Genomic DNA, 12,615 nt, shown 5'->3' on the forward strand with positions numbered 1-12,615 from the left:
AGAAACCACGATGGCAAGAGCTGCCAGGAAGAAGTCCGCCGCCGTCCCGATGATTGTCTTCTCGCGGGCGCGCGATATTCCGTTCAACCGCATCAGGCTGTCGGACAGCAATGTCCGCGAGGTCGACGTCGAGGCCGGCCTGGACGAACTCACCTTCGACATCGACCGCCGCGAGGATCTCGTGCAGGGCCTCAATGTCCGCGCCATCCTCGATGCGGACGGCAACGAGACTGGGGATTTCGAGACCCCGGCGGGCGGCCGCCGCTACAGGTCGATCGCCCGGCTGGTGAAGGCGGGGCGTTTCCCCGAGGACGGCCTTGTTCCCTGCATCGTCAAGAAGGCCGACGCCAAGACCTCGGCCGTGGACGACTCGCTGGCCGAGAACATGCTGCGGCTGGCACTGCATCCGCTCGACCAGTTCCGCGCCTTCAAGCGCATGGTCGGCGGCGGCATGTCCGAGGCGGAGGTCGCGACCGCCTACTTCACCACCGAGCGCTATGTCGCGCAGCGCCTCGCGCTCGCCAAGGTCTCGCCGAAGCTGCTGGAGGTCTATGCCGAGAACGGCATGACGCTGGCGCTGCTGGAGACCTTCACCGCCAATCCCGATCACGGCCGTCAGGAGCAGGTCTGGGATGCGGTGCGGCAGTCGCACTACCGCGAGCCCTGGCACGTCCGCCAGATGCTCACCGAGACCAGCGTTCCCGCGTCCGACAAGCGCGCCATGTTCGTCGGCCTCGACGCCTATGTCGCGGCCGGCGGCCCGGTGCTGCCCCGCTACCTGTTCGACGAGGAGGATAGCGGCTGGCTGGACGACGTTCCTCTGCTCGACAGGCTGGTTGCCGACAAGCTCAGGACCGTCGCCGACGAGGTTGCCGCCGAGGGCTGGAAGTGGATTACCGTCAGCCTCGACCTCCCGCTCGGCCACGAGCGGGGCCTTCGCGTGCTCGCCGGCACCTCGCCCGAACTCACGCGGAAGGAGCGCAAGCAGCGCGAGGCGCTGCGCGACGAGTACGACGCCCTGATGGCCGAGCATGACGGCTGCGACGAACTGCCGGACGAAACCCACCATCGGCTCAGCGAGATCGAGGAGGCCCTGGACGCCTTCGAGAACCGCCCGGCCATCTACGATCCGGCCGAGATCGCCATCGCCGGCGTCTTCATCTCGGTCGACTCCGATGGCGATCTTGTCGTCGAACGCGGCTATGTCCGGCCCGAGGACGAGCCGGCCGCCACCGTCGACGGTGAAGCGCCGGAGGCCGAAGGCGCGGACGCGGATGGCGACGCGGTGCAGGAGCCGCGCGTCATGCGGACCGTCATCACCATCGGCGGCGAGCCGGCCGAGCCGGAGGAGGACGAGGAAGACGTCATCCGTCCCCTGTCGGAAAGGCTGGTGGCGGAGCTGACGGCACATCGCACGCTCGCCCTTCGCGACGCTGTGGGCGCCAACCCGCATGTCGCGCTCACGGCGCTGCTGCACAAGCTGGTGCGCGACACGTTCGGGCGCTCCACCACCGGCGCCGCGGTCGGGGCTTCCGTCCGTGAGGTCTATTTCCGCGAGCAGGGTCCGGACCTAAAGGACAGCCCCTATGCGCAGTCGGTCATGGAGCGGCACGACGGCTGGAAGGCGGACCTTCCGTCCGACGACGACGCGCTCTGGGACTGGCTAGCCGCGCTCGACGAGGCCAGCCGCCTGGCGCTGCTCGCCCATTGCGTCAGCTTCGGCGTCAACGCGCTCTACGAGCGGCCGAACCCGATCAGCGCCACCGGCATCTCGCAGCACGGTCTCGACCTTCGCATGGCCGAGGCCGATCGGCTCGCCCGCACCACCGGCCTCGACATGATCGAGGCGGGCTTCCGGCCCACGGTCGACAACTATCTCGGCCGGGTTCCCAAGACCCGCATCCTCGAAGCCGTCCGCGAGGGCGCAGGCGACCGAGCCGCCGACCTGATCGCCCATCTGAAGAAGGGCGACATGGCCGAAGAAGCCGCACGGCTTCTGGCCGACACCGGCTGGCTGCCAGAGCCGCTGCGTCCGCTCGACGCCGAGCCGGAGCTTGACGCCGGCACGGAGGGCGAGACCGAGGCGCTGCCGGCGTTCCTCGTAGACGACGAGGACGACGTGGCGGCCGGCGCCGAGGGCGGCGATCCCGAGCATCTGGTCGCCGCCGAATAGTCGCGGAGCGGCTCCGGCCGCTCCGTCTCCTTCCAACCCTTCACTCGCGACCCGGCCATGCGCCGGGCCGTTTTTGTTTCAGGAGAACCACGATGGCGATTCCCGACCATGCACGCACCAACTTCAACACGCTGCTGAGAGCGGCAGGCGACGGCAGCCTCGCGCTGATGGAATGCCAGGACGCCGCGACCGGCGACCTGCGCTACGTCATCTGCGCGGTCGGCCGCGACGGCGGCGATTACGTCTTCACCCCGTTCGGCCATCTGGCCGATGGCAACCCCTACGACGCCTACCTTCCGCCGAACCCGGACGATCCGTCCGGCTTCCTGCCTCACGATGACGGAGGCCGGTGATGTTGCAGTCGCACTATCCCTATCTCGGCGTCACCCCGCTCGATACCGACCGGGCCGTGGTCCGGGCGACGGCGAAATACCTGCCGCCCGAAGTCCGCGCCGATCCGTGCCGGCGGCTCATTCGCAGGATGTTCTACTGCGCGATGCTTCGCCGCCACGCGGAGATCCAGCGCGACTTCATGCGAACCCGCCACTGACGCCCTTCGCCCATCTCCCAACCCGCCCGGCCTCGCGCCGGGCATTTTTCGTTTCAGGAGGCTATCATGCCCACCTTCACAATCGAGACCGCGCATGACGTGCCGGTCTACCGTCTTCGCCCCTACGAGGCCGATACCGTCGACAAGGCGTGCCGGCTGGCGGTGGAAGACGACGACTGGTCGATCCGCAAGATTTCCCACGACACCCCCCGGCGAAACCTTCGTCAGCGGCATCTGGGAAGGAAGCGGCGCGCCCCATGCGGCGCGCAGCCTTCCGGTCCCCTCGCAATATGGCGAAACCATGCGCAGGAAGGCGCAGCATTTCGAGGTGCTGCTCGGCCTTCTCAAGATGTTCGCCGCCGCCGATCCGGCGGCGCCCGAACTCGCGCTCTGGCGGCGACGCGCCGTCTCGGCGATCGCCAAGGCGGAAGCGATCATGGCCGGTGCCCGCGATCCCGATGGGAGCGACCGCGATGCCTGAGATCGTCCGCACCGCGTCCCTGGTTCCTGACGATCGTCGCGAAGGCTTCCTGCCGGCTCTGTTCGGCATGCCGCTCCTCATCATCGCGGAGAGCACGGTCTACAGCTTCATGGAGCGGCTCAGCCCGCAGGACTATGGCGGCGGCTTCTGGGCCTTCTACGAATACCGTGGAACGCCGCTCTTTCTCGCGCCGACCTCGAAACCACGTCTTCGGATCGAAGGCGAGATCACTGGATTTCGCGGCGAGGTCTCGGCAGATGCCGCCGGAATCCTGGCAACGCTTCTCACGCTCTCGCATCTTTCCGTCCGATACGAATCCGAGCTGCTGGCGCAGCGCTACTACCGGCTTCGGATCTATTCGCTCCGCCATCCGGAGGCATCGGAGATTTCCCAGGTGCTCGACTGAATATTGCAGGCGTCCCGCCTTTTTGCGAGGCGCCTGTCTCTATGTCGGTCATGCCTGCGGCCTGAGAGCGAGAGGAAGGCCGGGACGGGTTCGAGCCGGTGCGGTCGAGAGAGAGCGCTGCGCGGCTTGTCCCGTTCCCGCTCTCCCGAGGTTCCCCGATGAACATGATGCCCGCTACCGTGGCCGCCAACGCGGCCGCGCCGATCCCGCACGCCTGCGAGCCCGACACCGCCGTCGCCATCCTCGCGGCCGCGCAGCTCCTCCTTCCCCATCTGGAACGCGGCCAGCGCATCGACGCTCCAGCCCTGCGCCACGCGATGGAAACCGCCTTCGGCGGCTCCGACGCGGCAGGCGCCTGGAACTGGAAGACCGCCTACGAATCCTGCGAGGCGGCCACGGTTCTGTTCCTGCGCCGGTTCGGCAAGGCGCTGCTCCGCAAGGGCGGCTCCCCGGCGGCGAGCCTGCCGCTGCTGGCGAGGGTCGCCGCGCTGATGCCGACCCACACGCGCCGTTCCGAGGAGGCGCAGTCATTCCAGCAGTTCTCGACGCCGATCCCGCTCGGCCTGGTCGCGGCGACCGCGGCGGCCATCACGCTGGCCGACCGCGTGCTGGAGCCTTCGGCCGGCACCGGCCTGCTCGCCATCCTGGCCGAGATCGCCGGCGGCACGCTCGTCCTCAACGAGCTGGCCGAGACCCGCGCTGGCCTGCTCTCCTCCCTCTTTCCGGCCCTCTCCGTCACGCGCTTCGACGCGGCCCAGATCGACGACCACCTCGATCTCGCGGCCGTGCCGACCGTCGTGCTGATGAACCCGCCATTCTCCGTCATGGCCAATGTCGAGACGCGCATGGCCGACGCGGCGTTCCGCCATGTCGCCTCGGCGCTGGCGCGTCTGGCCCCCGGCGGCCGGCTCGTGACGATCACCGGCGCGAACTTCGCGCCGGACGCGCCCGAATGGGCTTCCGCCTATGCCCGTCTGCAGGAGCGCGGCCGCGTCGTGTTCTCGGCCGCGATCGACGGCTCGGTCTATGCGAAGCACGGCACGACCTTTCCGACGCGGCTGACCGTCATCGACAAGCAGCCGGCCGACGATCCGGCCGTCTTCCCCGCGTCGCCCGGTCTCGCGCCCGACGCCGCGACGCTGATGGGCTGGGTGGCCGAGCATGTGCCGGCCCGCCTGCCGGTCGATCCCGCCGTCGCGGTCCCGGTCGCGGCCACGCCCGCGCCTCGCACCGTGCGCGGCTATCTCGCTCGGGCTGCGAAGGCCGCGCCCAGAAAGGCGCTGGCCGAGCCGGAGGGCGTCGATTTCGAATACGAGACCGTCGACCGGCAGGACGCCGGGACCGGCCGCATCACCGACGCCATCTATGAAGAATACGCGCTCCAGTCGATCCGTATTCCCGGCGCGCAGCCGCATCCCACGAAGCTGGTGCAGTCGGCGGCGATGGCCTCCGTCGCGCCGCCCAAGCCGAGCTACCGGCCGCGCCTGCCGGCCAACATCCGCGACCTCCTGTCGGACGCCCAGCTCGAAACCCTGATCTATGCCGGCGAGGCCCATTCCGACTATCTCGCCGGCGCGTGGAGCGTGGACGAGACCTTCGATGTCGTGAGCGCCGCTGCCGACGACGCGAGCGGTTCCGTCCGCTTCCGGCGCGGCTTCATGATCGGCGACGGCACCGGCGTCGGCAAGGGCCGCGAATCCGCGAGCATCATCCTCGACAACTGGATGAGAGGCCGCCGCAAGGCGCTCTGGATCTCGAAGTCGGACAAGCTGCTGGAGGACGCGCAGCGGGATTGGTCGGCGCTCGGCATGGAGCGCCTGCTGATTACGCCGCAGTCGCGATTTCCGCAGGGCAAGCCGATCACGCTGCCCGAAGGCATCCTGTTCACGACCTACGCCACCTTGCGGACCGACGAGCGCGGCGAGAAGGCGTCCCGCGTCCAGCAGATCGTCGACTGGCTCGGCGCCGACTGGGATGGCGTCGTCATCTTCGACGAATGCCACGCGCTTCAGAACGCTGTCGGCGGCAAGGGCGAGCGCGGCGACGCCGCGCCCTCGCAGCAGGGCCGCGCCGGGCTTCGTCTCCAGCATGCGCTTGCCGATGCCCGCGTCGTCTATGTCTTGGCCACCGGCGCTACCACCGTTCACAACCTGGCCTATGCCCAAAGGCTCGGCCTCTGGGGCGGCGAGGATTTCCCATTCGGCACCAGGGCCGAGTTCGTCGAGGCGATCGAGGCCGGCGGGGTCGCGGCGATGGAAGTGCTCGCCCGCGACCTACGCGCGCTCGGCCTCTACACCGCCCGCTCGCTCTCCTTCCACGGCGTGGAATACGAGCTGGTCGAGCATGAGCTGACGCCCGAGCAGACCCGCATCTACGACGCCTATGCCGGCGCGTTCGCCATCATCCACAACAATCTCGACGCCGCCATGCAGGCCGCCAATATCACCGGCGGGGGCGAAGGCGGCTCCGGCACGCTGAACAAGCAGGCGAAGTCCGCCGCGCGCTCGGCCTTCGAGAGCGCCAAGCAGCGCTTCTTCGGCCATCTGCTCACCAGCATGAAGACGCCCACCCTGCTGCGCTCGATCGAGCGCGATCTGGAGGCGGGCCATGCCGCCGTGGTGCAGATCGTCTCGACCGGCGAGGCGCTGATGGAGCGCAGGCTGGCGGAACTGCCGACCGAGGAATGGAACGACGTCCGCGTTGACATTACACCTCGCGAGTACGTCCTGGACTATCTCCGTCACTCCTTCCCGGTGCAGCTCTACGAGCCGTTCACCGCCTCGGAGGGCAGGCTGTCGTCGCGGCCGGTTACGCGCGACGGCCAGCCGGTCGAGAGCCGCGAGGCGGTCGCCCGCCGCGATGCCCTGATCGCGAAGCTGGCGAGCCTGCCGCCGGTTCCCGGCGCGCTCGACCAGATCGTGCAGCGCTTCGGCACCGACATGGTGGCGGAAGTCACCGGCCGGTCGCGTCGCATCGTCCGCAAGGCCAGCACCGGCGGCTTTGACCGCCTTGTCGTCGAGACTCGTGCCGGCTCGGCCAACCTTGCCGAGACCGCCGCCTTCATGGACGACCAGAAGCGTGTGCTGGTGTTCTCCGATGCCGGCGGGACGGGCCGCAGCTATCACGCCGAACTGTCGGCGAGGAACACGCGGCTGCGTGTCCACTACCTCCTCGAACCCGGCTGGAAGGCCGACGCCGCCATCCAGGGCCTTGGCCGCACGCATCGCACCAACCAGGCGCAGCCGCCGCTCTTCCGGCCGATCGTCACCAACGTCAAGGCCGAGAAGCGGTTCCTGAGCACGATAGCCCGCCGGCTCGACACGCTTGGGGCAATCACGCGCGGCCAGAGGCAGACAGGCGGTCAGGGCCTGTTCCGGCCCGAGGACAATCTGGAATCGCACTATGCCCGCGACGCGCTGCGTCAGCTTTACATGCTCATCGTGCGCGGCAAGGTCGAGGGCTGCTCGCTGGAAAGGTTCGAGGCGTCGACCGGCCTGAAGTTGATGGACTCGACCGGCATCAAGGACGAGCTGCCGCCGATCACCACGTTCCTCAACCGGCTGCTGGCGCTCACCATCGAGATGCAGGGCATCATCTTCACCGCCTTCGAGGGATTGCTAAACGCGCGGATCGAAGGCGCGATAGCGTCGGGCAGCTACGATGCCGGCCTGGAGACGCTGCGCGCGGAGAGCTTCACCGTGACCGGGCGGGAGACGATCTACACCCACCCCGGCACCGGCGCCGAGACCCGGCTTCTCGCCATCTCCGAGCGCAGGCGCAACCGGCCGGTCACGCTCGATGCGGCGCTCGACCATCTCCTTGACCGGCGCGCCAAGCTGCTGGTCAACGAGCGCTCCGGTCGCGCCGCGGTGCAGGTCCATGCGCCATCCGTGATGACCGACGATGGCGATGTCCAATATCGCGTCCGCCTGATCCGGCCGATGGAGGCGCACACCATCCCGTACGGTGCGATGGTCGGAAGCCATTGGGTCGAGGCGGGCCGCGACGCCTTCGCCTCGGCCTGGGAAGCCGAGATCGCCGAGGTGCCGGAGTTCTCGGACGCCACCATCCACATCGTCACCGGCCTGCTGCTGCCGATCTGGAAGCGCCTGCCGCACGAGTCCTCGCGCGTCTACCGGGTCCAGACCGATGACGGAGAGCGCGTCATCGGTCGCGGGGTCTCGCCCGCCTGGGCCGCGAACGCGGTGACGACCGGCTCGCTCTCGCTGTCGGCCGAGGAAGCGCACACGGCGCTGATGGAGGGAAAAACCATCATCGACCTCGACGACGGGCTCCAGCTTCGCCGCGTCCGCGTCATGGGCGCCCACCGCATCGAGCTGTCCGGCTTCACCGACACGATGCGCGAGCGGCTAACGGCCTACGGCTTGTTCCACGAGATCATCTCGTGGAAACTGCGCATGTTCGTTCCCACGAACGCGAGCGGGGTCGCGGTGCTGGCGAAGCTGCTCGACCGATGGTCGGTCGAGCGCATCAGCGAACGGGAGGCCGCATAATGCCCCGTCTCGACGCTTCGGAACTTGCCCGTCGCCTCGGTCTCCATGCCAAGGCGGCGTGCCGTCATTATCTGTCCAACGGCCACCGGCAGGGCAATTACTGGCTGGTCGGGGACGCCCGCAACGCTCCCGGCCGATCCATGTTCGTCCGGCTGCGCGCTTCGCCCAAGGGTCCGCCCGGCCATTGGACCGACGCCGCGACCGGCGAGCATGGCGACATGCTCGATATAGTCCGCGAGGCGCTCGGCCTCGTCGACTTCAAGGACGTGGCGGACGAAGCGCGCCGTTTCCTCAACCAGCCGCATCCCGAACCGGAGGACGCGGCACGCGATCGCAAGCCCGGCGCCCTCCCATCGGGCTCGCCCGAAGCGGCGCGGCGGCTGTTCGGCATTTCGCGGCCGATCCGCGGCACGCTCGCGCAGACCTATTTGCGCGGCCGCGGCATCACGGACATTTCCGGCCTTTCCTCCCTGCGCTTCCATCCGCGCTGCTATTACCGGCCGGACGAGCACAGCCCGAGGAGGGCCTTGCCGGCATTGATCGCCGCCGTCACCGATCTCGATGACCGGCTGACCGGGGCGCATCGAACCTGGCTCGCGCCGGGCGGTTCGGGGAAGGCCGAGGTCGACACGCCGAGACGGGCGATGGGCGACCTGCTCGGGCACGGCATCCGCTTCGGTGCCGCGGACGACGTGCTGGCGGCCGGCGAAGGCATCGAGACGGTGCTGTCGCCCCGCATGGTCCTGCCAGGCATGCCGATGCTGGCGGCGACCTCGGCCGCCCATCTCGCGGCCATCCTGTTCCCGGCGACGCTGCGGCGGCTCTACGTCCTGCGCGACCGCGATCCGGCCGGCGACGGCACTCGCGACAGACTGGTCGAGCGGGCGGCGAGCGCCGGGATCGAGGTGCTGGTGCTGTCGCCGCGTCTGGAAGACTTCAACGAGGATCTGCGCCATCACGGCCCCGAAGCCCTTCTGGAGCTGATCCGGCCCCAACTCGCCCCGCAGGACGCCTGCCGCTTCATGGCGCTGGCGGCGTAGAGGCGGATCGGGGATGCGGCGGACGTCACGGCCGCCGTCCCCCGGTTCGCTTCCGCGTGGCTTCCGCGATCGTCGGTCTGACCGCGCCCCGGCCTTCCGAGAGGGCGATCGAGCCCACAAACGGCCCGGACAGGCAATGGCGGCGGCCGACGATTTTCCGCCGGCGGGGCAGGCCCCGCCTTTGCATCGCGAAGCAAAATCGCCGGCCTTGGCCATCAAGGCCCTCGCGGACGAGGACTGCCGGTCCGGACCGCCCGTGGGCTTCCGACGCCGTGAAGGCCGCGAGGGTCGCGGTCAGACCGACGAAGGAGACCACGCAGATGAGAAGCGAACACGACGACGGCTACGAGCCGCACCACGCCTCATCACCGACCGACCGCCTCATCACCGAACTCCAGCTCTATGGCTGGCGCCCCTTCCAGGACGAGCCCGATCCGAGGCCGCTGCCCGAGGGCGGCGCGGTGGCCGGAGCCGTCGCAGACATCTTCGACGCCATGATCGCGACGCTTGGCGACACCCGCCTCGAACCCGATCTCGACGACCTGCTCTGGTCGACCGTCAATCTCTTCCACCGCGCCGTCCAGCGGATCGAGCGCACCCTGGACGACAACGAGCAGGCACAGCGCCGGCTCCAGCGGGAGCAGGACGGCACAGAGATCAAGGCGGTCGAGCTGGAGCGCCTCACGGCCGAGGGCCAGACCATGATCGAGCGGCGCGACGCCTTCGAGCTGATGCGCGACCAGGCCGCCGAGCACTACGAGCGCCACACCGGCTCAGGCTGGCGGCCGCGCTCCGGCTCGATGGTCAACCACCGCAACCTGACCTCGGCGCTGGTCGACAGCCGCGACTTCATCGCCGCCCGCCGCAGGGTGGACGCCGAGGTGCTGATCCCGGCCGGGCCGAGGATCGCGGTCTCCGGCGCCAACACCTTCAACGACCACAACCTCATCTGGAGCGTGCTCGACAAGGCTCACGCCAAGTATCCGCAGATGGTCCTCCTGCATGGCGGGGCCAGGACCGGCACCGACCTGATCGCCGACAAGTGGGCCGCCAGCCGCAAGGTGCCGGTTGTCCCGTTCCCGCCCGAGTTCACGAAGTATCCGGCGAAGCAGGCGCCCTTCAAGCGCAACGACGCGGTGCTGGAAACGCTTCCGATCGGCGTCATCGTCTTTCCCGGCGGCGGCATCCAGGGCAACCTTGCCGACAAAGCCCGCAAGCTCGGCATCCACGTCTACGATTTCCGCGACCGGGGCGGCGCTTAGGCGCCGTCCGGAAGGCGGCTTCGGCCGCCTTCGCTTGACGATCGCCAGCAAAAGGAGTCAAATCCGTGCATCCTCGTAGCACCGGCACAGAAGCAAAGTCGCAGGCGGAGCGCATCTTCGGACAGCCTGTCGTGATCTTTGAACCGATCATCCGGAGGCTTCCATGACCCTGATTCTGCTCGCCGTCTCGCTGTCGATCGCGCTCTGCGTGATCGCCTTCAACTTCGCGATCTACGCGCTGCCCTTCATGGTCGGGCTTGCCGCGTTCCGCTACGTCTATGCCAGCGATGCGAGTGTGGCCATGTCGCTCATAGCCGCGCTCGGCGCGGCCGGCCTTTCCGTCGTGGTCGCCGCCGCCATCCTCGCCTTCGTGCGCGCTCCCCTCCTGCGTCTTCCTGTCCTTGCGCTCTTCGCCGCGCCCGCCGCCCTGGCAGGCTATGCGGTCGTGCATGGCGTGGCGCACAACGTCATCGAGTCGACCGTCGCGCTCAATCTTCTTTGCGGCGCCGGCGGCCTGTTCGTCGGCATCGCCGCGCTGATGAACATCAGCTCCCACGCCGCCGCCTTCTCGCCACGCTGAATATTTCCTATTCGCCCCTCCTATTCAGGGCCTTATGACCGTGCGGCAGGCGGCAGATCGCTATGGAGCAGTGTCGTCGCATGATCGACCCCAATCCCTCAGGCGAGCCGGACGCTTACGATTCCAGAGAGCGGAGCAGTTCTTCCCGATTCAGATCAACCTTGTTGTCGGTCAGTTCGAGATACCGTTCTACCGCCTTGGCTACGCTTCGCCGAATGTGTCCAAGGTCGTCCCATGAGATCGTTGCTTTAGGATGACCGAGGCTGTGCAGGTATTCGTCTCGCAACGTGTAACCGCGCTCCAGCCAGCCCGCCTCAGCGTCGTCACCAACGAGGCGCTTGTATCTACTCTTCATCTTTTCGCGGCCGCGATATTCCCTCAGCATCAGGGTCGCCTCGATACAGCTTATGTTCGCGACGATCTCGTCGATCCCTTCCTCCGCTAGAGCTTTGACGAAGAAGTGCTTAGTCAGCGGATGGATGTTCGCTCTGTTCGTCTCTCTCTTTGCTAGCGCCGCCTGAAGCACTCGCCATCGCTGTTCGAGTGTATCGAGTTGTTGTCGGCCAAGCTCGAAAGACTCCGACCGATCCGGAGCTTCGATCTCCTCGTCCGGATGGCCGATGAGGGTCCAAGTCAGAGCCTCGGCATTGGGCGCACGCGGCGCGTCGGCGAACGGATCGTCGGAGAACGAATAGACCCAGGGAACGTCAAACGGTTCCCACGGGCCATCGGTCGACTCTTTGCTGAAACACAACAGCAGCACGAATAGCGCATCCTCCACAGGCGACGGAAACGTCGACTCGAACACCGGAACCTTTCCGATCTCGTCCCATCGCTTGTGAAGCACGCCGAGCCAGGTGCGTTCCCATATGGCTCCAGCCGGCTCGGACTCACTTGTGACCAGCCAATAGAACCCATCCAATCTTTCGACGGGAAATTGCTGCCAACGGCCGAAGCGTTTCAGCGCATCATGCCGCACACGCCGGCCGAGATCGGCGCTTCTGAGAAAGGCGATCTCGTTCGTTCCGAACCGGATATTTTCGACGCTTTGGTGTGCCCGCTCGCTGGAATCCTCCAAATCGAGCCGATCGAGTGGCGCGAAATGATACCGCTTCACCTCTTCGGCCAGAAAGGTCTGGTGCAGCTTCAGCGCTGTCTCTTCTATGCTCGGCCTGCTGCCCGAATGCCAAGGCGTCCCGTTCCAGCGAAAGAAGTTTTCGAGCGCTGTCCGCAGTTCCTTTCGCGATGAGTCACCCGATGGATGCTTCGGGAGCCGGGAACCTTTGATCTGCGGGTAGATCGAAGCGCAATTGCTCTCAAGCAACCGAAATGCTGCCGAACGATAAGCTTCTTCCTCCGTTCGACATCCCGTCCGCCAAAGGTCGGCGACGGCCAGTCGGATCGGTTCGGGCGGATCATTTATTTCCGTTCCCAAGTCATTCCCTCCAGCCTTTTCCAACATCGCACGTTCTGGTGGCATCAGGAATGGTCGATCATCTACGCGCTCGGCCGCTCCCCGGAATGCAGGCCGCGACGGCTTCTGCGCCAGCTCTCCGATCCCTCCTCATGACGGGACCAACGCCGGTGTAAGTTCCCACGCCGCAGCGCG

10 protein-coding genes are annotated in these 12,615 nt (G+C 67.5%); 9 read left to right on the forward strand and 1 reads right to left on the reverse strand.

Going from position 1 to position 12,615, the window contains the following annotated elements; genetic code table 11:
* Positions 1-10 precede the first annotated feature (10 nt).
* The 9 genes from ALII_RS0106435 (at position 11) to ALII_RS0106475 (ending at position 11,006) form a co-directional block, all read left to right on the forward strand.
* Positions 11-2,173 carry a chromosome partitioning protein ParB gene (locus ALII_RS0106435; RefSeq protein ID WP_024586503.1) on the forward strand — a complete coding sequence of 721 codons (2,163 nt, stop codon included), beginning with the start codon at positions 11-13 and terminating at the stop codon, positions 2,171-2,173.
* Between the two features lie 92 nt (positions 2,174-2,265).
* A complete protein-coding gene (locus tag ALII_RS0106440) occupies positions 2,266-2,526 on the forward strand; it encodes a DUF6117 family protein (protein WP_024586504.1) in 261 nt (86 codons plus the stop codon).
* The gene (locus tag ALII_RS21065; protein WP_035449427.1) at positions 2,526-2,723 is read left to right on the forward strand and encodes a hypothetical protein; all 198 of its coding nucleotides are present in this window, start codon (positions 2,526-2,528) and stop codon (positions 2,721-2,723) included. Before ALII_RS0106440 ends, ALII_RS21065 begins: the two co-directional genes overlap by 1 nt.
* Before the next feature lie 301 nt (positions 2,724-3,024).
* Positions 3,025-3,204 (forward strand): hypothetical protein, encoded by a 180-nt coding sequence (locus ALII_RS23275; protein ID WP_348265977.1) that lies wholly within the window; start codon positions 3,025-3,027, stop codon positions 3,202-3,204.
* A complete protein-coding gene (locus ALII_RS0106455) occupies positions 3,197-3,610 on the forward strand; it encodes an antirestriction protein (protein ID WP_244437348.1) in 414 nt (137 codons plus the stop codon). The genes ALII_RS23275 and ALII_RS0106455 overlap by 8 nt, the downstream gene beginning before the upstream one ends.
* Before the next feature lie 158 nt (positions 3,611-3,768).
* Positions 3,769-8,124 (forward strand): strawberry notch family protein, encoded by a 4,356-nt coding sequence (locus ALII_RS0106460; protein ID WP_024586507.1) that lies wholly within the window; start codon positions 3,769-3,771, stop codon positions 8,122-8,124.
* Positions 8,124-9,164, forward strand: coding sequence for a toprim domain-containing protein (locus ALII_RS0106465; protein WP_024586508.1), 1,041 nt, complete (start codon positions 8,124-8,126; stop codon positions 9,162-9,164). Before ALII_RS0106460 ends, ALII_RS0106465 begins: the two co-directional genes overlap by 1 nt.
* A gap of 320 nt (positions 9,165-9,484) precedes the next feature.
* Positions 9,485-10,426 carry a DUF2493 domain-containing protein gene (locus ALII_RS0106470; RefSeq protein ID WP_024586509.1) on the forward strand — a complete coding sequence of 314 codons (942 nt, stop codon included), beginning with the start codon at positions 9,485-9,487 and terminating at the stop codon, positions 10,424-10,426.
* Between the two features lie 163 nt (positions 10,427-10,589).
* A complete protein-coding gene (locus tag ALII_RS0106475; RefSeq protein ID WP_024586510.1) occupies positions 10,590-11,006 on the forward strand; it encodes a hypothetical protein in 417 nt (138 codons plus the stop codon).
* A gap of 115 nt (positions 11,007-11,121) precedes the next feature.
* Here ALII_RS0106475 and ALII_RS0106480 read toward each other — a convergent pair whose 3' ends face one another.
* Positions 11,122-12,486 carry a hypothetical protein gene (locus tag ALII_RS0106480; RefSeq protein WP_152529554.1) on the reverse strand — a complete coding sequence of 455 codons (1,365 nt, stop codon included), beginning with the start codon at positions 12,484-12,486 and terminating at the stop codon, positions 11,122-11,124.
* Positions 12,487-12,615: the final 129 nt, after the last annotated feature.

The organism is Aliihoeflea sp. 2WW (assembly GCF_000497755.1).
In the GTDB taxonomy this organism is placed as follows: domain Bacteria; phylum Pseudomonadota; class Alphaproteobacteria; order Rhizobiales; family Rhizobiaceae; genus Aliihoeflea.

Excerpts from the sequence above, each read along its gene's own strand:
- ALII_RS0106475 (WP_024586510.1), top strand. The coding sequence starts at position 10,590 with ATGACCCTGATTCTGCTCGCCGTCTCGCTGTCGATCGCGCTCTGCGTG.
- ALII_RS0106435 (WP_024586503.1), top strand. The coding sequence starts at position 11 with ATGGCAAGAGCTGCCAGGAAGAAGTCCGCCGCCGTCCCGATGATTGTC.
- ALII_RS0106470 (WP_024586509.1), top strand. The coding sequence starts at position 9,485 with ATGAGAAGCGAACACGACGACGGCTACGAGCCGCACCACGCCTCATCA.
- ALII_RS21065 (WP_035449427.1), top strand. The coding sequence starts at position 2,526 with ATGTTGCAGTCGCACTATCCCTATCTCGGCGTCACCCCGCTCGATACC.
- ALII_RS0106465 (WP_024586508.1), top strand. The coding sequence starts at position 8,124 with ATGCCCCGTCTCGACGCTTCGGAACTTGCCCGTCGCCTCGGTCTCCAT.
- ALII_RS0106455 (WP_244437348.1), top strand. The coding sequence starts at position 3,197 with ATGCCTGAGATCGTCCGCACCGCGTCCCTGGTTCCTGACGATCGTCGC.
- ALII_RS23275 (WP_348265977.1), top strand. The coding sequence starts at position 3,025 with ATGCGCAGGAAGGCGCAGCATTTCGAGGTGCTGCTCGGCCTTCTCAAG.
- ALII_RS0106460 (WP_024586507.1), top strand. The coding sequence starts at position 3,769 with ATGAACATGATGCCCGCTACCGTGGCCGCCAACGCGGCCGCGCCGATC.
- ALII_RS0106440 (WP_024586504.1), top strand. The coding sequence starts at position 2,266 with ATGGCGATTCCCGACCATGCACGCACCAACTTCAACACGCTGCTGAGA.
- ALII_RS0106480 (WP_152529554.1), bottom strand. The coding sequence starts at position 12,486 with ATGCCACCAGAACGTGCGATGTTGGAAAAGGCTGGAGGGAATGACTTG.